This is a genomic window from Bradyrhizobium sp. 2TAF36 (assembly GCF_052114925.1).
In the GTDB taxonomy this organism is placed as follows: domain Bacteria; phylum Pseudomonadota; class Alphaproteobacteria; order Rhizobiales; family Xanthobacteraceae; genus Bradyrhizobium; species Bradyrhizobium barranii.
Genome location: NZ_JBFRFR010000024.1, coordinates 91,834 through 111,092 on the forward strand (window position 1 = coordinate 91,834; position 19,259 = coordinate 111,092).

The 19,259-nt window shown below is 64.2% G+C and carries 20 protein-coding genes; 12 read left to right on the forward strand and 8 right to left on the reverse strand.

The window, feature by feature from the left end:
* Positions 1 to 98: 98 nt before the first annotated feature.
* From AB4Z51_RS15610 to AB4Z51_RS15635, 6 genes are all read left to right on the forward strand, one after another.
* A complete protein-coding gene (locus AB4Z51_RS15610) occupies positions 99 to 1,076 on the forward strand; it encodes a small ribosomal subunit Rsm22 family protein (protein ID WP_085402525.1) in 978 nt (325 codons plus the stop codon).
* Between the two features lie 136 nt (positions 1,077 to 1,212).
* Entirely contained in the window at positions 1,213 to 1,773 is a 561-nt protein-coding gene (locus AB4Z51_RS15615; RefSeq protein ID WP_014497379.1) for a LemA family protein, read from the forward strand.
* Positions 1,774 to 1,805: 32 nt separating this feature from the next.
* Positions 1,806 to 3,008: a M48 family metalloprotease gene (locus tag AB4Z51_RS15620; protein WP_085402524.1), complete on the forward strand. Its 1,203-nt coding sequence runs from the start codon at positions 1,806 to 1,808 to the stop codon at positions 3,006 to 3,008.
* 194 nt (positions 3,009 to 3,202) lie between these two features.
* Positions 3,203 to 3,955 carry a hypothetical protein gene (locus tag AB4Z51_RS15625; protein ID WP_085402523.1) on the forward strand — a complete coding sequence of 251 codons (753 nt, stop codon included), beginning with the start codon at positions 3,203 to 3,205 and terminating at the stop codon, positions 3,953 to 3,955.
* A 60-nt stretch (positions 3,956 to 4,015) separates the two neighbouring features.
* Positions 4,016 to 4,684 (forward strand): hypothetical protein, encoded by a 669-nt coding sequence (locus tag AB4Z51_RS15630; protein ID WP_085402522.1) that lies wholly within the window; start codon positions 4,016 to 4,018, stop codon positions 4,682 to 4,684.
* 92 nt (positions 4,685 to 4,776) lie between these two features.
* Positions 4,777 to 5,109, forward strand: a complete 333-nt coding sequence (locus tag AB4Z51_RS15635; protein WP_085402521.1) for a GIY-YIG nuclease family protein — start codon at positions 4,777 to 4,779, stop codon at positions 5,107 to 5,109.
* A gap of 24 nt (positions 5,110 to 5,133) precedes the next feature.
* On the opposite strand, the gene AB4Z51_RS15640 is transcribed toward AB4Z51_RS15635, so the two are convergent.
* The 5 genes from AB4Z51_RS15640 to petA form a co-directional block, all read right to left on the reverse strand.
* Complete coding sequence (locus tag AB4Z51_RS15640; protein ID WP_038943444.1) at positions 5,134 to 5,673, reverse strand: adenine phosphoribosyltransferase; 540 nt, start codon at positions 5,671 to 5,673, stop codon at positions 5,134 to 5,136.
* 9 nt (positions 5,674 to 5,682) lie between these two features.
* Entirely contained in the window at positions 5,683 to 7,848 is a 2,166-nt protein-coding gene (locus tag AB4Z51_RS15645) for an anthranilate synthase component I (protein ID WP_441497614.1), read from the reverse strand.
* Positions 7,849 to 8,080: 232 nt separating this feature from the next.
* Positions 8,081 to 8,755, reverse strand: a complete 675-nt coding sequence (locus tag AB4Z51_RS15650) for a dienelactone hydrolase family protein (RefSeq protein ID WP_085402587.1) — start codon at positions 8,753 to 8,755, stop codon at positions 8,081 to 8,083.
* Positions 8,756 to 8,900: 145 nt separating this feature from the next.
* Positions 8,901 to 10,964 carry a cytochrome b/c1 gene (gene fbcH / locus AB4Z51_RS15655; protein WP_441497615.1) on the reverse strand — a complete coding sequence of 688 codons (2,064 nt, stop codon included), beginning with the start codon at positions 10,962 to 10,964 and terminating at the stop codon, positions 8,901 to 8,903.
* 62 nt (positions 10,965 to 11,026) lie between these two features.
* Entirely contained in the window at positions 11,027 to 11,557 is a 531-nt protein-coding gene (petA, locus tag AB4Z51_RS15660) for a ubiquinol-cytochrome c reductase iron-sulfur subunit (protein ID WP_063985148.1), read from the reverse strand.
* A 278-nt stretch (positions 11,558 to 11,835) separates the two neighbouring features.
* Here petA and AB4Z51_RS15665 point away from each other — a divergent pair, with 278 nt between their 5' ends.
* From AB4Z51_RS15665 to AB4Z51_RS15690, 6 genes are all read left to right on the forward strand, one after another.
* Positions 11,836 to 12,288, forward strand: coding sequence for a tRNA (cytidine(34)-2'-O)-methyltransferase (locus AB4Z51_RS15665; RefSeq protein WP_085402519.1), 453 nt, complete (start codon positions 11,836 to 11,838; stop codon positions 12,286 to 12,288).
* A gap of 24 nt (positions 12,289 to 12,312) precedes the next feature.
* The gene (gene queE / locus AB4Z51_RS15670) at positions 12,313 to 12,948 is read left to right on the forward strand and encodes a 7-carboxy-7-deazaguanine synthase (RefSeq protein WP_085402518.1); all 636 of its coding nucleotides are present in this window, start codon (positions 12,313 to 12,315) and stop codon (positions 12,946 to 12,948) included.
* Positions 12,949 to 12,965: 17 nt separating this feature from the next.
* Complete coding sequence (locus tag AB4Z51_RS15675; RefSeq protein WP_028153666.1) at positions 12,966 to 13,331, forward strand: 6-pyruvoyl trahydropterin synthase family protein; 366 nt, start codon at positions 12,966 to 12,968, stop codon at positions 13,329 to 13,331.
* Between the two features lie 115 nt (positions 13,332 to 13,446).
* Positions 13,447 to 14,334, forward strand: a complete 888-nt coding sequence (gene hemF / locus AB4Z51_RS15680; protein ID WP_441497616.1) for an oxygen-dependent coproporphyrinogen oxidase — start codon at positions 13,447 to 13,449, stop codon at positions 14,332 to 14,334.
* Positions 14,325 to 15,074, forward strand: a complete 750-nt coding sequence (locus tag AB4Z51_RS15685) for an HAD family hydrolase (protein ID WP_094184197.1) — start codon at positions 14,325 to 14,327, stop codon at positions 15,072 to 15,074. Before hemF ends, AB4Z51_RS15685 begins: the two co-directional genes overlap by 10 nt.
* A gap of 329 nt (positions 15,075 to 15,403) precedes the next feature.
* Entirely contained in the window at positions 15,404 to 15,610 is a 207-nt protein-coding gene (locus tag AB4Z51_RS15690; protein WP_028153663.1) for a YodC family protein, read from the forward strand.
* A gap of 76 nt (positions 15,611 to 15,686) precedes the next feature.
* On the opposite strand, the gene AB4Z51_RS15695 is transcribed toward AB4Z51_RS15690, so the two are convergent.
* From AB4Z51_RS15695 to AB4Z51_RS15705, 3 genes are all read right to left on the reverse strand, one after another.
* Complete coding sequence (locus AB4Z51_RS15695; protein ID WP_085402516.1) at positions 15,687 to 16,619, reverse strand: outer membrane protein; 933 nt, start codon at positions 16,617 to 16,619, stop codon at positions 15,687 to 15,689.
* Positions 16,620 to 16,734: 115 nt separating this feature from the next.
* Entirely contained in the window at positions 16,735 to 17,316 is a 582-nt protein-coding gene (locus AB4Z51_RS15700) for a TetR/AcrR family transcriptional regulator (protein ID WP_085402515.1), read from the reverse strand.
* A gap of 146 nt (positions 17,317 to 17,462) precedes the next feature.
* Positions 17,463 to 18,929, reverse strand: a complete 1,467-nt coding sequence (locus AB4Z51_RS15705; protein WP_441497617.1) for an amidase family protein — start codon at positions 18,927 to 18,929, stop codon at positions 17,463 to 17,465.
* Positions 18,930 to 19,259: the final 330 nt, after the last annotated feature.

The window sequence follows — 19,259 nt, forward strand, 5'->3', positions numbered from 1 at the left end:
CGCGAAAGCGGATGATCCAGTACGCCGCGGCCTCTCGGTTCACGGCGCCGTCTCGGAATACTGGATGCCCCGCCTACGCGGGGCATGACGATGAGAAAATGATCTCACCCACCCTCCCCGCCGAACTGAAAGCCGCCCTCGACGGCAAGCTTCAGGGCTTCTCCCGCACCGACGCCGCACAGCGCTCGCAAAAAATCTCGACCGCCTATCGCGCAGGCGGCACCTCCGGCACCATCAAGTCGGAGGCCGATGCGCTCGCCTACGCGCTGGCGCGGATGCCAGCGACCTATGCGGCCGTGGCCGCCAGCCTGAATGCGCTGACCGAGATGGCGCCGGACCTCGCCCCGGAAACCCTGCTCGACGTCGGCGCAGGCCCGGGCACCGCGAGCTGGGCCGCTGCTGAGGCCTTTCCGTCGCTGCAGGATTTTACCCTGCTCGACGCCAACGCCACCCTCAGCCGTCTCGCGCTCGAACTGGCGCATGACAGCACACGTCTCGCCGATTGCCGCTATCTGCCGGGCGACGCCGGTGCCAATCTCGCCGAGGTCTCGCAAGCCGATCTCGTCGTCGCGAGCTACGTCATCGGCGAGCTCAGCGAGACCGATCAGCGCAAGCTTTCGGAAACGATGTGGGCGAAAGCACGCCACGCGCTGGTCGTGATCGAGCCCGGCACACCGGCCGGCTACGCGCGCATCCTCGCGCTGCGCCAGCAGCTGATCGCGCTAGGTGCCTACGTCGCCGCGCCCTGCCCGCACGAAAAACCCTGCCCCCTCGTAGCGCCCGACTGGTGCCATTTCAGCCAACGCCTGCCGCGCTCGCAGGCGCACCGGCAGATCAAGGGCGCCGACGTGCCGTTCGAGGACGAGCGCTTCATCTACACCGCCCTGACCCGGACAGCGCCCGCAACACGTGCCGCGCGCGTGCTGGCGCCGCCGGATGTCGGCAAAGCCGAGATCACCGCAAAGCTCTGCACGGAGGGCGGCCTCGCTATCACCAAGGTCCCGCGGCGCGACAAGGCCGGCTATGCAAGCGCCCGGCGCTGGCGCTGGGGCGACGCGGTCATTGCCGAAAGTTAACTTCGTCGGACGCTTTTGCCTTGAACTCGGATGGTTCCCCATTCGACCAAGTCTTACCTTCCTCTGCGCCGGGCTCTCGTCCTGTGCCAATTTGGTCTAGGCTGCGCCCGCCTGCTTCCCCCTTCAGGAGTTCTCCATGTCGACCGGCTGGATCGTTCTCGGCGTCATCGTCGTCCTCGTGTTCCTGGCGTTCAGCGCCTACAACCGGCTGGTGGCGCTGGGCCAGCGCGTCGGCCAGGCCTTTGCCGACATCGACGTGCAGCTCAAGCAGCGCCACGATCTGATCCCGAACCTGGTCGAGACGGTGAAGGGCTATGCTTCGCATGAGCGTGGCACGCTCGACGACGTCATCAAGGCGCGCAACTCGGCGATGTCGGCGCAGGGACCGGCACAGGTATCCGCCGCCGAGAACCAGCTCTCCGGCGCGCTCGGCCGGCTGATCGCGCTGTCGGAGGCCTATCCGGACCTCAAGGCCAACGCCAACTTCCAGCAGCTCGCCAGTGAGCTCTCCGACCTCGAGAACAAGATCGCGGCGAGCCGCCGCTTCTTCAACAACGCGGTCCAGGAGTACAACACCGGCATCCAGCAGATGCCCGCCGCCCTGTTCGCCGGCATGTTCGGCTTCACCAAGAAGGACTTCTTCGATCTCGGCGCCAGCCGCACCGAAGTCGAGGCCACTCCGCAGGTGAAGTTCTGAGTTGAGCCGATAGGCCGGCAGGGCATCGCGTCATGGCCGCGTATGGTCTCTACACGCACATCGCCTCGAACAAGTTTCGTTCGATGCTGCTGCTCGCCGGCCTGTTCATGCTGGTCTACGTGCTGGTCTATGCCGGCGCGCTGGTCGCGGAAGTCGTCATCAACAGCAATGGCACTGTCGCCTACTATCTGAGCCGCGCTTTCCACGACCTCATCGTCGCCGCGCCGTTCGCGACGATCGCGGCGGCGGTCTGGATCGTCATCGCCTATTTCTTCCACCAGTCAATGATCGATGCCGTGACCGGCGGCCACGACGTCACCCGGCAGGAAGAGCCGCGACTCTACAATCTGCTCGAAAACCTCTGCATCTCGCGCGGCATCACCATGCCGAAGCTGAAGATCATGGAGAGCCCGGCGCTGAACGCGTTCGCGACCGGCCTCAATCCGCGGCAATATTCGATCACCGTGACCACGGGTCTCCTCAATGCGCTTGATGACAAGGAGATCGAGGCGGTGCTGGGCCACGAGCTGACCCACATCAAGAACGGCGACGTCCAGCTCATGGTCGTCGCCGTCATCATCGCCGGCGTGGTCGGCTTCTTCGGCGAGTTGTTCTTCCGCCTGTTCACGAGCTTCAACTGGAGCTCCGGCTCCGGCGGCTCGTGGTCGTCGGGCTCGTCCTCATCGTCGCGATCGTCCTCGTCGTCGAGCGACAGCAAGAGCTCCGGCGGCGGCGCGGTGATCGTGATCATCATCGCGGTCGTGCTGATCGTGGTGGCGTGGCTGTTGTCGCAGGTGGTGAAGCTCGCGCTGTCGCGTTCGCGCGAATATCTCGCCGACGCAGGCTCCGTCGAGCTGACGAAAGATCCGGACGCCATGATCTCGGCGCTGCGCAAGATCGAGAACCGCGGCGAGCTGCCGGGCGCGACTTCGGCGGTGATGGAGCTCTGCGTCGACAATCCGCGCGAGGGCTTTGCCGATTTGTTCGCGACCCATCCCTCGGTGCAGTCCCGGGTCGACGCGCTGGTCAAGTTCGCCGGCGGCCATGATCCCGGCCCGCTGCCGCCGCCCGACGAGGCGGACGAGCCTGAGGCACAGGTGAAGCGGCAGGACGGCCCGCCGCCGTTGCGCCAGGGGCCTTGGGACGATGCAGGCAGCTCGGCCGGTCCACCGCCCGTGCCCGCCCCCTCCGGAACTGCAGCCGGCAATCCGATGGGTCCATGGGGCCGTCGTTAAGGGCGGGATTTTAAGCGACTTGCGAAGGGTTGCGTTGCGATTGGGAAAAACCTCGGAAATTGCCACAACCAGAGGCCGAGGATTTGAATTCTCCCTTGTTTCTGCCATGTTCGCGCCCAACAGCAGACTTGGGACATCGATTTGGGGCCCGACCGATTGCAAGGCGCAATCGGAGGGCGCGTTAGGGGACAGCAATGGCAAAGCCGGCAGTGGTTGTGGTGGGCGCGGACAAGGGCGGGGTGGGCAAGACCACGGTGTCGCGCACCTTGCTCGATTATTTTTCCGCCAACAACGTACCGACGCGCGCCTTCGACACGGAGTCGCCGCGCGGAACCCTGAAGCGCTTTCACCCCGAGATCACCGAGATCGTCGACATGATGACGACCTCGGACCAGATGAAGATCTTCGACACGCTCAACGCGGCGAGCCCGTCGGTGACCGTGATCGACGTCCGCGCCGGCCTGCTCTCGCCGGCGCTGGCCTCGCTGCGCGACATCGGCTTCCTCGACGCAGCCAAGGCCGGCCAGATCACCTTCGCGGTGTTCCACATCCTGGGCCCCTCGATCGCGTCGCTCGACGAAATCGCCGAGACCGCAGGCTTCATGGGCGGCGCAAAATATTTCCTGGTGAAGAACTTCATCAACGACACCCAGTTCTTCCAGTGGGACCAGGCGACCTACAATTCCTACTTCCACCGCATCAAGGACGCGACCGAGCTGACCATCCCCAAGCTCAACGAAATGGCCTATGAGCAGGTCGAAGTGTCCTCCGTCCCGTTCCTGAAATTCGTCGCCAACAAGGGCATCAACGACGAAGCCGCGAACTATTCCTTCGTGCTGCGCGGCTATGTCCGCCACTGGCTGGCGAATGTCTGGAGCGAGTTCGACCGGATCCGGCTGACCGACATCGTCGGTTCGAAGCCCGCCACCCGCAACAGCGAAAAATAGTTGCAGAGCCCGGGCGGATACGGCTGGATTGGACGGTGAGTTCGCCTGATATAGCTGTCGATGCCCGCGACGCCCCTTTACATCATCTGCTCGCCCCGCCCGCAGGTCGGCAAGACGCTGCTGGCGCGGCTATTGAGCGAATTTTTGCTGCTCAAGAACGGCGACGTCGCGGCCTTCGACGTCAACCTGAAGGAACCGTCGCTGCTCGACTATCTGCCGAAGGTCACCGAAACGGCTGATGTGATCGACACCTACGGCAAGATGCAGCTGATGGACCGCGTCATCGTCGATGACGGCCTAGCCAAGGTGATCGACCTCGGCTTCCACGCCTTCGACGAGTTCTTCAAGATGACCGACGAGATCGGCCTGTTGAAGGAGGCCGCACGCCGGCACGTCGCGCCGATGATCCTGTTCGTCGCCGACACCGACCGCGTCTCGGCCCGCGCCCACGAGATGCTGCGCGGACAGATCCCGCGGATGAACCTGATCACGGTGGACAATGAGCACATCGTGCGCGGCGAGCTGCCGGCCGCGATGGCGACCGGGCGGCTGTTCCGCTTGCCCGCGCTACCCGGCTTCCTCAAGACCTATATCGACCGGCTCAACTTCTCCTTCACCGGCTATCTGCGCCAGGAGAAGGACGCCTCCACCGAGCTGCACCAGTGGACCCGGCGGAACTACCTCGCCTTCCGCGAGCTCGAGCTCAGCCTGATCCTACAAAGCTCCTGAGGCGATAATTTTACCCGGATAATATTGACTGCGGGGCTGACCGCGCCTATTGAGGCGGAGATCGGTATCCCTCTCAGCAAGGTCCCACCCCCGTGAGCATCGACCGGAAGGCAGCCATCGCCGCCTACAAGGAGCGCAAGACCATTGCGGGCATCTACGTCGTCCGCTGCGCGGCATCGGGCGAGGCCTGGGTCGGCCAGGCGCCGAACCTGCAGACCATCCAGAACCGCATCTGGTTCTCGCTCCGCCAGGGCAGCCACACCTGCCGTACCCTCCAGGCTGCGTGGAACGCGCATGGCGAGGCGGGCCTGACGTTCGGCGAATGCGAGCGGCTGGAAAATGAGGAGACTGACTACGTCAGGAACGCGCTCCTGAAGGAGCGCATGCTGCATTGGCGGTCCGCATTGAAGGCCGAGGCGATCTGACGATCGCCGGGGTGGCGACGCGGCTCAATGCCCTTCGAACGTCATCAGCGTTCGCACCGGCACGTCCATCGCGCGCAGCTTGGCGGCGCCGCCGAGATCGGGGAGGTCGACAATGAAGCAGGCGGCGACGACATTGGCGCCGATTTGGCGGAGGAGCTTCACCGCGCCTTCCGCGGTGCCGCCGGTGGCGATGAGATCGTCGACCAGGATGACGCGCTCGCCGGGCTGGATCGCGTCGACATGCATCTCCATCTCGTCGATGCCGTATTCGAGCGAGTAGGCAATGCGCACGGTGGTGTGCGGCAGCTTGCCTTTCTTGCGGATCGGCACGAAGCCGGCGGAGAGCTGATGCGCCACCGCGCCGCCGATGATGAAGCCGCGCGCCTCCATGCCGGCGACCTTGTCGATCTTGTTGCCGGCCCAGGGATTGACGAGCTCGTCGACCGCGCGGCGGAACGCGCGCGCATCCGCGAGCAGCGTGGTGATGTCGCGGAACATGATCCCCGGCTTGGGATAGTCGACGATGGTGCGGACGCTCGCCTTCAGATCGTGGTCAAAGGTCATTGGTGCCTCTCAATCAACGCGCGCATCCAGCCGGAACGCATTCTCGACAATCCTCAGGCCCACCTCGCCGCTGAGCGACATCAGCGATTCCGGATGGAACTGCACGCCGGCAACCGGCAGCGTCTTGTGCTCGAGCGCCATGGCGACACCGTCCTCGGTGCTGGCGGTGACATCAAGCACCTCGGGCATGCTGTCGCGCTCGACATAGAGCGAGTGATAGCGGCCGATCACGATCTCGTTCGGCAAATTGCGCATCAGGCGGCCGCCGCGCACCTGCACCCGCGAGGGCCGGCCGTGCGCGGGATGCGTGAGTTGACCGAGCTCCCCGCCGAAATATTCGCCGATCGCCTGCACGCCGAGACAGACGCCGAACACCGGCAGCTTCTTCTCCAGCGCCGCATCGATGGTCTTCTTGATCCCGAAATCTTCGGGCCTGCCTGGTCCGGGTGACAGCACCAGCAAATCCCACCTCTTCCGCTTGAGCATGTCGAGCGCATGCACATGGCGGACCACGGTGACGTCGGCGCCGACCTGGCGGAAATAATCGGCCAGCATGTGCACGAAGCTGTCGTCGTGATCGATCAGCAGCACCTGCTTGCCCGAGCCGGTCGCATCGGGCGCGAAGGCCGACAGCGGCTTTGGCGGATCGCCGCGCAGCGCCTGGAACAGGGCTGCGGCCTTGACCTGGCACTCGCGGTCTTCGGCCGCGGGATCGGAATCGAACAGGCAGGTGGCACCGACGCGCACCTCGGCGAGACCATCCTTCATGCGGATGGTGCGGATGGTGAGGCCGGTGTTGATGCTGCCGTCGAAATTCACCGCGCCGATCGCGCCGGCATACCAGCGCCGCGGCGAACGCTCGTGATCCTCGACGAACTGCATCGCCCAGAGTTTTGGCGCGCCCGTCACCGTCACCGCCCAGGCATGGGTAAGGAAGGCATCGAGCGCGTCGAAGCCGGGACGCAGCATGCCCTCGACGTGATCGACGGTGTGGAACAGTTTTGAGTAGGTCTCGATCTGGCGGCGCGCCAAGACCTTGATCGTGCCCGGCACGCAGACGCGCGCCTTGTCGTTGCGGTCGACGTCGGTGCACATGTTGAGTTCGAACTCGTCCTTCTCCGAGTTCAGGAGCTGGCGGATCTGCTCGGCATCGCCGATCGCATCGGTGCCGCGCGCGATCGTCCCTGATATCGGGCAGGTCTCGACGCGGCGTCCGTCGGAGCGCACGAACATTTCCGGCGAGGCGGAGACGAGGAACTCGCCCTCGCCGAGATTCATCAGCGCGCCGTAGGGCGACGGGTTGATGACGCAGAGGCGCTGGAACACTTCCGCCGGCGAGCGATCGCAGGGCTCGGCGAAGAGTTGTCCGGGCACCGCCTCGAACAGATCGCCGCGCGCGAAAGCCGCGCGCGCGGTCTCGACCGTGGCCTGATATTCACCAGGCGCGTGATCGGCAAAGCCCTGGCGCGGTGTCTTCAGGTACGGGCTCTCGACGGTCTCGCGCGGCAGGCCTTCGGTGGACTTGCCCTTCCACGCAAAATCGTAACTCAGCACCACGCCGCGGCCGGTCGCACGGTCGTAGGCGAGCAGGCGATCGGGGACGTAGAGCACGATATCGCGCTGGTCCTGCTCGCGTGCGCGCTTCTGCACGAGGTCCTCGATCTGGAACACGAGGTCGTAGGCGAAGGCGCCGAACAGGCCGAGCAGCCCGTCATCGTTGGCGGAGAAGGCGGCGACGAGATCGCGCACCAGCGACATCACGCTGGCGCGCCGCGTGCGCTGGTCTTCCTCGACCGGCGCATCGCCGCGGATGATGTGGCCGGCAAGCCGCGTGGCGGTCTTCTCGGAGATCACGACGCAGGGCTCGTGCAGCACGTCTGCGAGGAAGGCGATCAGCACCTGGCCGCGTTCATTGAGCGCTTCCAGCTTGAAATTGACGCCTGTGGTCTCGAGCTTGAGCGGCGGGTCGGAGAAGCCGAGGTCAAAGCTCTCGTAGCGGCCGGGCACGGTCGTGCCCGAGGACAGCATCACGCCGCGGCGGCGGTCGAGCAGGTTGATGAGATCGTCGAGCCTGTTGGCGCCGCCAGTGAACTGCTCCGCCACACGCGTGATCGCGAGACCGCCGCGGGTCACGTAGTCGCTTCGAGCCGGGAGGGCAAAGACTGTCCTGTTCATGTCGTCCTCTTACGAAACTTGCCGAGGAAACGCCACACAGGACAAACGATCAGGCCGCCGCACTGCGTGGCGACCTTCGACGATTTTGAGAAATGAAATCGCACCGGCCACCTCTTTAGGAGGTGCGCCACCAAAGACGGGCTGGGCGGACGGCGGTGCTCATGGGGCGGATACTCACCATGGCGCGGGGACGGCGTCAAGGGTGGGCGGGCGCCGTCCGAGCTCCAGGCGATCAGCCGAGATGCTTCCGGAAAAACTCCGTCGCCCTGCCCCAGGCGAGCTCGGCGGCTTCGCGGTCGTGCACGGCTTGGCGCTGCTCGTTGACGAAAGCGTGCTCGGCATCATAGCGGAACAGCTCGAGCGACTTGCCGGCGGCCTTCATGCCGCTTTCAAAGGCATCGACCAGTTGCGGCGTGCACCAGTCGTCCTTGTTGGCGAAATGGGCCTGGAGCGGGATCTTGACGTCGGCGGGCTTGGCCGCCTGCTCGGGCGGGATGCCGTAGAAGACGACGCCGGCCGCGAGCTCCGGAATCTTGGTCGCGCCGATGATGGTGACGGCGCCGCCGAGGCAGAAGCCTGTTAGCCCGACCTTGGCGCCGTTGCGCGACAGATATTGCGTGGCGCCGCGCACGGTCTGCGTGGTGGCGTCCATGAAATCGAGCGAGTTCATCTCTTTGCCGGCGGCGTCCGTGTCGTGATACGGCACCACCTTGCCCTTGTAGAGATCGGGCGCCAGCGCATCGAAGCCGGCGAGCGCAAAGCGGTCGCACAGGCCCTTGATCTGATCCGACAGGCCCCACCATTCCTGGATCACGACCACGCCCGGCGCGTTGCCGCGCGCGGCGTTGGCGAGATAGCCCGAGGCGTCCTTGCCGTCCGGGCGCTTGAAGGTGATGGTGGTTCCCATGGTGTCCTCCGATGAGTTTCTGGGGGAGCGGTTGGCGGTATTTTGGCGTTTGAGCGAGCGATAGGCAATCGCGCCAAACAACACACGCTCGTGTCCAACAAAAAAGCCCCCTTGCGGGGGCCTCTTCATTTTCGTCTCGATCCGCTCAGTGGGAGTCGGCCCAGACCTTTTTCTTCGTGAAGTACATCAGGCCCGCGAAGATGATCAGGAACACCAACACCTGGAAGCCGAGGCGCTTGCGCGCTTCCATGTGGGGCTCGGCGGTCCACATCAGGAACGTGGTGACGTCCTTGGAATATTGCGCGACCGTGGTCGGCGAGCCGTCGCCATAGGTTACCTGGCCGTCGCTGAGCGGCTTCGGCATCTTGATGGCGTGGCCCGGGAAGTACTTGTTGTAGTAGGAGCCTTCGGGGATGGTGACGCCTTCAGGCACCTTGTCCTCAAAGCCCTGGAGCACCGCCGCGACATAGTCCGGGCCCTGCTCCTGGTACTGGGTGAAGAAGTCGAAGATGAACCAAGGGAAGCCGCGGCCGTAGGAGCGCGCCTTGGTGATCAGCGACAAATCGGGCGGCGCCGCACCGCCGTTCGCCGCACGGGCCGCCTGCTCGTTCGGGAATGGCGAGGGGAAATAGTCCGCCGGCCGGCCCGGGCGCTCGAACATGTCGCCCGCATCGTTCGGGCCGTCCTTGACCTTGTAGTCGGACGCAAACGCCGCTGCCTGCGCCACCGAATAGCCGGGGCCGCCGGCTTCCGCGAGGTTGCGGAAGGCGATGTAGGACAGGCCATGGCAGCTCGAGCAGACCTCCTTGTAGACCTGCAGGCCGCGCTGGAGCGCGCCGCGGTCGTACTTACCGAAAGGGCCGGAGAACGACCATTTGTTGCCCGGCGGCCTGTCGCTGCCTTCGGAGGCGCGAGCGTCCTGAAGGCTGCCGAGGAACAGCGCGCCGGCGGCAACGAGCGCGATGGCGACCGAAGCCACCGCCTTGCCGCCCTTGGCCAGGATCGCCTCCGAGATCGAGTTCGGCACCGGCCGCGGCGTCTCGATGCGCGAGAGCAGCGGCAGCACGATCAGGAAGTAGGCGAAGTAGCAGACCGTCAGGACCCGGCCGGCGATCACGTAGATGCCTTCCGGCGGCTGCGCGCCGAGATAGCCGAGCAGGATGCAGACCGCGACGAAGATCCAGAAGAACTGCTTGGCCAGCGGCCGGTACTTCGACGACCTGGTCTTGGCGGCATCGAGCCAGGGCAGGAAGCACAGGATGATGATCGCCGAGAACATCCCGATCACGCCCGCGAGCTTGTTCGGGATCGAACGCAGGATCGCGTAGAACGGCAGGTAATACCATTCCGGCACGATGTGCGGCGGCGTCACGCCCGGGTTCGCCGGGATGTAGTTGTCGGCGTCGCCGAGATAGTTCGGCATGTAGAAGATGAACCAGGCGTAGAGCAGCAGGAAGCAGGCGACTCCGAACCCGTCCTTGATGGTCGCGTGCGGCGTGAACGGCACCGTGTCCTTTTCCGTCTTCGGCTCGACGCCGTCAGGATTGTTCTGGCCGGCGACATGCAGCGCCCAGACGTGGAGCACGACGACGCCAGCGATCAGGAACGGCAGCAGATAGTGCAGCGAGAAGAAGCGGTTCAGCGTCGGGTTGCCGACCGAATAGCCGCCCCACAACAGCGTCACGATGCTCTCGCCGACATAGGGAATGGCGGAGAACAGATTGGTGATGACGGTGGCGCCCCAGAAGCTCATCTGGCCCCACGGCAGCACGTAGCCCATGAAGCCCGTCGCCATCATCAGGAGGTAGATGATGACGCCGAGGATCCACAACACCTCGCGCGGCTCCTTGTAGGAGCCGTAATAGAGACCGCGCAGCATGTGGACGTAGACCGCGAAGAAGAACATCGACGCGCCGCAGGCATGCATGTTGCGCAGCAGCCAGCCGTAATTGACGTCACGGACGATCAGCTCGACCGACTTGAAGGCGAGATCGGCGTGCGGCGTGTAGTGCATCGCCAGGACCACGCCGGTCAGGATCTGCATCCCCAGCATGAAGGAGAGGATGGCGCCGAAGGTCCACCAGTAATTCAGGTTGCGCGGGGTGGGATAGACGACGAAGGAGGAATGGACGAGACCGATGATCGGCAGACGTCGCTCGATCCATTGCAGGGCCGGATTGCTCGGCTGGTAGTCGGATGGTCCGCTCATGATGCGATCCTGAGGAAATATAACGACGAGACGGCGCGAAGCTTCGGGCGAAGGCCCGAAGCTCAGCCGATCTGGATTTTGGTGTCGGAAACGAACTGGTACGGCGGCACCGGCAGGTTCGCGGGCGCGGGCCCCTGGCGGATGCGGCCGGACGAATCGTACTGCGAACCATGGCAGGGGCAGAAGAACCCGTCGTAATTGCCCTCATGAGCGATCGGGATGCAGCCGAGATGGGTGCAGATGCCGATCACGACCAGCCACTGCTCGTGGCCCGGCTTGACCCGGGCCTCGTCGGACTGCGGATCGGGCAGGCTCGCCACGTTGACGGCGCGCGCCTCGTCGATCTGCTTCTTGGTGCGGTGGCTGACGTAGATCGGCTTGCCGCGCCAGAACACCTTGATGTCCTGCCCCTCGGCGACCGGGCTGAGATCGACCTCGATCGGCGCACCGGCGGCGATGGTCGACGCATCAGGATTCATTTGAGAGATGAAGGGCCAGAGCGCAGCTGCGCCCCCTACTGCTGCAGCTGCCCCCGTTGCAACGAATAAGAAATCACGGCGTGTCGGATGGTCCGCCGAAGACGCTGTCGTCACGATTCCAACCCTTTCTTCTTATGCTGCCGACGGAACCGTTCCGGGAGCCCCCAAGGTCCCCAAAACAGTGTGCCGGCGCCCGCGGCCCCCCGCGGCGGCAGAACTTCACTTGTCCCCACCGAAACAAGGCGAAAACAGCAGTCCAGAATCGTTCTATTGGCACCCTTGCCGGGCGAGCGCAAGCCCGCTAACGGCGTGGGGGCGTGCAATGCACGAATTCCGCAGCCAGCGATGTTTTATTGAGACATTTCCGGCCCGCACCGACCCCGATACAGCCCATGCAGATCGCGCTTTTCCAACCCGACATCGCCCAGAACACCGGCACGATTCTCAGGCTCTGTGCCTGCCTGGGCATGGCCGCCCACATCATCGAGCCGGCGGGCTTCCCGTTCTCCGACCGCTTGTTCCGCCGGGCGGGAATGGACTACCTCGATCATGTCAGCGTGACCCGCCACGACTCCTGGTCGAAATTCGAGGAATGGCGTGCGACACAGGGCTACCGCCTGCTGCTGTTCACCACCAAGGCCGCCACCGATTACCGCGATTTTCATTACCAGACGTCGGACATCCTGCTATTCGGGCGCGAGAGCGCCGGCGTCACCGACGCGGTGGTCGAGGCTGCGGACGCGCGGCTGGTGATCCCGATCACGGCGGGGCTGCGGTCGCTCAATGTCGCCATGACCGCGGCGATGGCCGCAGGCGAGGCGCTGCGGCAGCTCCGGAACCCGTAAGTTTGAGATGTTGAGGAGAGATCATTGAGTTACGCGGTCAAGGAAATCTTCCTGACCCTGCAAGGCGAAGGCGCCCATGCCGGGCGCGCGTCCGTGTTCTGCCGCTTTGCCGGCTGCAACCTCTGGAGCGGCCGCGAGGCCGACCGCGAGGCCGCGACCTGCAAATTCTGCGACACCGACTTCGTCGGCACCGACGGCACGCTCGGCGGCCGCTATGCCTCGGCCGCGGAACTCGCCAACACCGTCGCCGCGCAATGGACGGCTGCCACCGACAGCAACCGTTACGTGGTGCTCACCGGCGGCGAGCCGCTGCTCCAGGTCGATGCCGCCCTGATCGACGCCCTCCACGCCCGCGGCTTCGAGATCGGCGTCGAGACCAACGGCACGATTGTGGCGCCTGAGGGGCTCGACTGGATCTGCGTCAGCCCCAAGGGCGGCAGCGAGCTCGTCCAGCGCCGCGGCCACGAGCTGAAGCTGGTCTATCCGCAGGCCCTCGCCGCGCCCGAGACCTTCGAGGGTCTCGCCTTCGAACGCTTCTCGCTGCAACCGATGGACGGACCCGAGGTTGCCCAAAACACCGTGCGTGCGATCGACTATTGCCTGCGCCATCCGCAATGGCGGCTGAGCGTGCAGACGCATAAATCGCTCGGCATCAGATAGGATTGGTTTTCGAACAGATGTGGGAATTGACGAAATCGTTCCGCTTCGAGGCGGCGCACTCATTGTCGGGGACGACCTTTGGCGCCGCAAGCGAAGAGATCCACGGCCACTCCTTCCGCGCCGAGGTGACGTTGCGCGGCACGCCCGACCCTGCGACCGGCATGGTGGTCGATCTCGGCCTCGTCCAGCGCGCCATCGAGGACGTGCGGCTCACGCTCGACCACAAATACCTCAACAAGATCGAGGCGCTGGGCACACCGACGCTGGAAAACCTCTCGCGCTTCGTCTGGGAGCGGCTCCAGCATATCGGCAAGCTCACCCGCGTCAGCATCCACCGCGACAGTTGCAACGAGAGCTGCACCTATTACGGTCCGCAGGGTTAGACTTCGTAGGGTGGGCAAAGCGAAGCGTGCCCACCAATCAAGACGACAGTGAATATGGTGGGCACGGCGCAAGAGCGCCTTTGCCCACCCTACGAGACCGGTTTTGGAATTGGACATGGACATCTCGACAATCGAAGACCGCAAGACGCGCGCCCGCGCCTGGTTCGAAGCTTTGCGCGACGACATCTGCGCGAGCTTCGAGCGGCTGGAGGATGACGCCCCCCAAAGCCTTTATCCGGGCGATGCCGGCCGCTTCAAACGCACGCCCTGGCAGCGCACCGATCATACCGGCGCGCCCGGCGGTGGCGGCGTGATGTCGATGATGTCCGGCCGCCTGTTCGAGAAGGTCGGCGTGCATTGCTCGACGGTGCACGGCGAATTCGCGCCCGAGTTTCGCGCCCAGATCCCCGGCGCGGCAGACGACCCCAAGTTCTGGGCCTCCGGCATCTCGCTGATCGCGCATCTGCGCAATCCGCACGTGCCCGCCGTGCACATGAACACCCGCTTCRTCGYCACCAMRAAARSCTGGTTCGGCGGCGGCGCCGATCTCACGCCGGTGCTCGACCGCCGGCGCACCCAGGACGATCCCGACACGCTCGCCTTCCACGCCGCGATGAAGGAGGCCTGCACGGGCCCGAACGGCGTTGCCGACTACGACAAGTACAAGAAATGGTGCGACGAGTATTTCTACCTGCCGCACCGCAAAGAGGCGCGCGGCATCGGCGGCATCTTCTACGACTGGCACGACAGCGGCGACTGGGACGCCGACCTCGCTTTCACCGAGGATGTCGGCCGCGCCTTCCAGAAAATCTACCCTGACATCGTCAGGCGCAATTTCGCGAGCGCCTGGACCGCTGAGGATCGCGAGGAGCAATTGATCCGGCGCGGACGCTATGTCGAATTCAACCTGCTCTACGACCGCGGCACCATCTTCGGGCTCAAGACCGGCGGCAACGTGGACTCCATCCTGTCGTCGCTGCCGCCGGAGGTGAAATGGCCATGAGCACCGCGATGCCTCCGCTGCCGCGCGCCATGCTGATCGACATGGACGACACCATCCTTTCGGCCTACGGCCGGCCCGAGATCGCCTGGAATACGATCGCAGAAGAATTTGCCGACGAGCTCGCGCCGCTGCCGCCGCAGCAGGTCGCGACCGCAGTTTTGGCCTTCGCACGAAACTTCTGGGCGAATGCGGAAGCCGCGTGGCGGATGAAGCTTGGCGAGGCACGGCGGCTCACGGTGCGGGGCGGCTTCGCCGCGCTCGCCGCCGACGGCCACCGCGCCCTCTCCGACGATCTCGCCGATCGCCTCGCCAACCGCTTCACGACCTATCGCGAAGAAGCGATCTTCGTGTTCCCCGGTGCGCATGATGCGATCGACTCTTTCAAGGCACGCGGCGTCAAACTCGCGCTGGTCACCAACGGCGCCGCCGACATGCAGCGCGCCAAGGTCGAGCGCTTCGAGCTCACGCATCGCTTCGATCACATCCAGATCGAGGGCGAGCACGGTTTCGGCAAGCCCGAGGAGCGCGCCTATCTGCACGCGATGGAGGCGCTCGGCGTCACCGCGAAAGACACCTGGATGATCGGCGACAATCTGGAATGGGAAGTCGTGACGCCGCAGCGCCTCGGCATCTACTCGATCTGGATCGACGTGCATGGCGACGGCCTGCCCGAAGGCTCGGCCGTCAAGCCCGACCGCATCATCCGCTCGCTGACCGAACTCGTGCCGGACCAGCCGTAACCCAGGCGAAAACAAAACATCGAAAACAACCCCATGCACAGTAGCCGGCTGCTGCAATTTCAACAGCTTGCCGCAAACGCAATGCATTGCTGATTTTACGAAATCATTTGACGCGTCGGGCAAAACAGGCGCATGATGCCATCATCGCCGCGCCTGGGACGGAATAGCCCCTGGTGACCTCGAGCGATCCCCCACTCGAACCTCTGCCATCGACGTTTCGGCAGTCTGTGCAAGCCGCAGCCAATTCACGGGTCCCATAGCCCGTGATCGGCCTGTCATGACGGCTTGCTAGCCTCCCCTCTCGTCGATCAACCCCGAAAGGACCATCCATGGAACTGAAAACCGGCGACGTCGTGATGCTGAAATCCGGCGGCCAGCCGCTGACCGTCGCAGAGGTGAAAGGCGACGACATCCTCTGCCTCTGGATGGGCTCGGAAGGCGATCTGTTCCGCGAGACACTGCCGCTGGCCGCGCTCGACCGCCTGGAAGTGGAAGATCACGACGAGGATGAGGACGAAGACGAGGATGACGAGTAGGCACGCCTAAGCGGCCTGCGATTGCGAGAAAGGGAGACCTGAAGTCTCCCTTTCTTCACGTCTTCAGATCCGCTGATCAGAAGCGATAGTTCACACCAACGCGGGCGATGTCGAAGCTCGGCTTGATATCGACGTGAGTCGCGATGACGCCCGTCAACCCGGCCGGCGATTGAAGCGAGCCGGTCAAGTTGTAGCCTTTCGTGCCGAAACCCATGTGCAGATACTCGCCCTTGACCGACCACCCTGCCCCCAGAGCATATTCGAAACCGCCGCCAACCGCGTAGCCGATCAGGACGGCGCTGTCAGAAGCGCTCATGGAGCCCAGCGGTCCCAGGGTTGGCGGGAAGAGGGCAGTGACGATACTGCCCGTAGCGTTCGCACTGACCTTGGTATCGGCCAACGCAATACCGCCGGTCGCGTAGAGCAACGCCGGCCCAAACGCATAACCCACTCGGCCACGGAAGGTCGCATACCAATCGGTGCTGACGGACGTGCTGCCGCTGAAATTGCCGCCGATGAAGACGGGAACAGCAATAGCCGAGTTGCCGGTGCTGGCCTTTGAATTGAGATACTGCCAATCAGCCTCGATGCCGAGCACCGTCTGCTCAATCTGCCAGTTGTAGCCGGCCTGGATGCCGGCGGTGACCCCATTACCGTTGCCGGACACGGGGTTGAAGGCATAGATGCCCGAACCGCCATTCGAGTTCACGATTGTCCCGGTGGCGTTCGACGCACCGTAGCTGCCCCAGCCATAACCAACGTTGCCGCCGATATAGAATCCCGTCCAGTTGCCCACCTGAGCGGGAGCCTTCGACGACATACGGACCGGCGCCAGATCCGCAGCCTGGGCTGTGATCGGGCCGAGAGCGACTGTCGACAGCAATACAAGCGAAAACTTCCTCATTTCAACACCCCCCTTATTGAGCCGCACTGGCGGCCTGCCAATCATCATGAAGCAAAACCAACGCAGCATCAAAGCGCGATTGAATGCGCGAATCAGATCGCCCAATCGTTGCGCTCGGAGCCGGCGACGCCCTTCGCTGCTCGGGGCGGACAATGCGACGCCGTGTCTGCTCTGTTTGGTGAAGCGGACCTCGAGGGACTGCCTCTCCCGGCTTCCTAATCTAGCGAGAGGGAGCTCGTGCCAAGTGCAAGGCGGCCTCAACGCCGCCTTCCAGGATCTGCTCCGCCTGCGCAGCGTTGGGCACGGCCCGCGCGAACTGAAGGGTGCCCACCATGAGGCCGAAGATGGCGGTCGCGCGGCGGCGGCTCGCTGATGCATCTGCGTCAGGAAGCAGTGCGGCCAATGTCGCAACGTAGCTTCGCAGCCCCTTCTCGTAATCTTTCCTTGTGGACAGGGGCTGTCGGGCGATTTCGGGGAGCAACGCCGCCGAGGGGCATCCGCCCGTCGGGTCTTCGAGGTGAGCACGGTTCAGGTATCTCCGGATCGCGCCCTCAAGGTCCGGGCCGCTCCGCTGATCCTCATCGAGGCGATGTTGCTGGTCGTCGAGCGCGCTCGCCAGCGCCTCGCGAACGAGCGCATCTTTGGATTCGAAGTGCGGAGAGAATGCGCCTTTGGTCAGGCCGGCCTCGTCCATGATCCCGGCGATCCCGGTGGCGGAGATGCCGTTCCGGCGCATGCACTTCGACGCCACATCGATGATCTGCCGTCGCGTCGCCGCCTTATGACCTTTCTCGAAGCGCATCTTCTCTCCTCTCCACCAATATCCCGCAGCCCTTACGCTGCGGCCGCTTCCAGCAAAGCTTGGAGGTCGCGATCAAGTTGCTAGGCCACTGGATCGACATCATCGCGGCCAAACCGACTGAAAACGGATGCTGGTCGATCACGACGTTAGATCGCACTCGACTCTGCGCCCAAGATGCCCTCGATGCCGCGGGCAAGGTTTAGAAGCCCTCGGTCGCTCCCTAAGGGGGCATCCAGCTCAAGCCCAATCGGCAGCCCCGCGCGAGACAAGCCAACAGGAAGGCTGACACCGGGCAACCCCACGCTGCTTGCCGACACGGTGCGGTTCGCCAAAGCGAGGTAGCTAACTTCCTGCCCCCCGATATGGACGGTCGCCTGCTCCTCGATCAAAGGCGCCGTGCAGGGCGTGGTCGGTTGCAGAATGACCAGCGCCCCATGAGAGACGAACGCCGTGTTGAGTCGGCGCTGGATTTCCGGCCGGCTCACGTCGAGCGCAGTCTGATAGGCCTCTGCCGAGGTAGCACCTGCGCCACCCGGCAGCACGATGTGCCCCCACGCCTGCCGAAGTTGGGGCTTAAGGCCCTCATAAATGGCCTCGAACGTGGTCGGAATGTCATGGCGGCGAAGAAATTCCGAAATTTCGCCCATCGTCTCATGAGCGAAGATGCCCCATGTTGCGGTTTGGACGAGGGAATTGAAATCGTCGCCAAGATCTACTTCAACGATCTCGGCGCCGGCGTCCTGCAAGCGCCGAACCACCTCGCGGAAGCGGGTCTCGACTTCCGAGTCCACCAGATCCAGGAACTGTCGCGGCGCGAAGGCCAGCCGGACTCCCTTCAGGTCGTAGCCGCCGTTGGAGAACTCCGCAGCTTGTTCACCGGTCACGACCTGATCCACCAAAATGCAGTCCTCGACGTTTCGGGCGAACACGCCCGTCGTATCGAGCGTATGGGAGATCGGCGCAACGCCGTCGCGTGGCCAACGTCCAGTGGTTGGCTTGAAGCCCACGACCCCACAGAACGATGCGGGTACCCGGATGGACCCAACGGTGTCACCGCCCAAGGACGCGGGAACGATGCCGGCGGCCACGGATGCGGCGGAGCCGCTCGAGGAGCCGCCCGACACGCGATCTCGTGCGTGCGGATTCTTCACCTGGCCATAACGTGCGTTGTGACCAGTCAAGCCGTATGACATCTCGACGAGGTTGTTCTTGCCGAAGACCAAGGCGCCTGCCCCCTTAATGGACCGGACAGCGTCGGCATCTTCGCGCGGCACGAAGTGAGCGAGGCCTTCGACGCCCAGGCTGGTAGGTAGCCCTTTCGTCAAATAACTGTCCTTCACCCCAAGCGGCACGCCAAGGAGCGGGGCCGCCGATCCGGCCGCACGCGATTTGTCTGCGGCCCTCGCGGCCGCGAGCACCCCGGCCTCGTCGATAGTGATGAAGGCGTTCAGCTCGGCAAGCGCTCGGGCGCGCTGTAAGAGCGCCGCGGTGTAGGCCTCCGAGGTGATGTCGCCGTTGCGAATCGCTGCTGCAGCGGTTGCGAGCCCAAGCGAGTCGACATCTGTGGTTTGTCGCGATGCGACGTGGCGTGAGGCCGTGGTCGTGTCGTCCATGAAATCCTCGCTAGGAGCTGTTTGGCGGCACCCGGCCGCCGCCCAACAGCGGCTCAGCTCGATGCCATTACGGTCACAATATTAAATTACGATCGTAATTCAATAGAATTGGTGGCCTCGCCGGGGACACATGAGCGTGAGGTGCCGATGGATTACGGGCAATGATTGGTTTCAACGGCGATTTCTGCTTTGGGTCTTGGGTGTGTGCAAACGGATAGGTCGGCACGCGGCCGTGGTCGCCAATCGTTGCAGGCGGCCGATGTCTCGCGTCGGAGCGTCCAATGACTGGCCAAAGTGGGTATCGCGACGCGATATTGCGCTTTTGGAGGC

Excerpts from the sequence above, each read along its gene's own strand:
- AB4Z51_RS15610 (WP_085402525.1), top strand. The coding sequence starts at position 99 with ATGATCTCACCCACCCTCCCCGCCGAACTGAAAGCCGCCCTCGACGGC.
- AB4Z51_RS15615 (WP_014497379.1), top strand. The coding sequence starts at position 1,213 with ATGTCGACCGGCTGGATCGTTCTCGGCGTCATCGTCGTCCTCGTGTTC.
- AB4Z51_RS15620 (WP_085402524.1), top strand. The coding sequence starts at position 1,806 with ATGGCCGCGTATGGTCTCTACACGCACATCGCCTCGAACAAGTTTCGT.
- AB4Z51_RS15625 (WP_085402523.1), top strand. The coding sequence starts at position 3,203 with ATGGCAAAGCCGGCAGTGGTTGTGGTGGGCGCGGACAAGGGCGGGGTG.
- AB4Z51_RS15630 (WP_085402522.1), top strand. The coding sequence starts at position 4,016 with ATGCCCGCGACGCCCCTTTACATCATCTGCTCGCCCCGCCCGCAGGTC.
- AB4Z51_RS15640 (WP_038943444.1), bottom strand. The coding sequence starts at position 5,673 with ATGACCTTTGACCACGATCTGAAGGCGAGCGTCCGCACCATCGTCGAC.
- AB4Z51_RS15645 (WP_441497614.1), bottom strand. The coding sequence starts at position 7,848 with ATGAACAGGACAGTCTTTGCCCTCCCGGCTCGAAGCGACTACGTGACC.
- AB4Z51_RS15650 (WP_085402587.1), bottom strand. The coding sequence starts at position 8,755 with ATGGGAACCACCATCACCTTCAAGCGCCCGGACGGCAAGGACGCCTCG.
- fbcH (WP_441497615.1), bottom strand. The coding sequence starts at position 10,964 with ATGAGCGGACCATCCGACTACCAGCCGAGCAATCCGGCCCTGCAATGG.
- AB4Z51_RS15665 (WP_085402519.1), top strand. The coding sequence starts at position 11,836 with ATGCAGATCGCGCTTTTCCAACCCGACATCGCCCAGAACACCGGCACG.
- AB4Z51_RS15675 (WP_028153666.1), top strand. The coding sequence starts at position 12,966 with ATGTGGGAATTGACGAAATCGTTCCGCTTCGAGGCGGCGCACTCATTG.
- AB4Z51_RS15685 (WP_094184197.1), top strand. The coding sequence starts at position 14,325 with ATGGCCATGAGCACCGCGATGCCTCCGCTGCCGCGCGCCATGCTGATC.
- AB4Z51_RS15690 (WP_028153663.1), top strand. The coding sequence starts at position 15,404 with ATGGAACTGAAAACCGGCGACGTCGTGATGCTGAAATCCGGCGGCCAG.
- AB4Z51_RS15700 (WP_085402515.1), bottom strand. The coding sequence starts at position 17,316 with ATGCGCTTCGAGAAAGGTCATAAGGCGGCGACGCGACGGCAGATCATC.
- AB4Z51_RS15705 (WP_441497617.1), bottom strand. The coding sequence starts at position 18,929 with ATGGACGACACGACCACGGCCTCACGCCACGTCGCATCGCGACAAACC.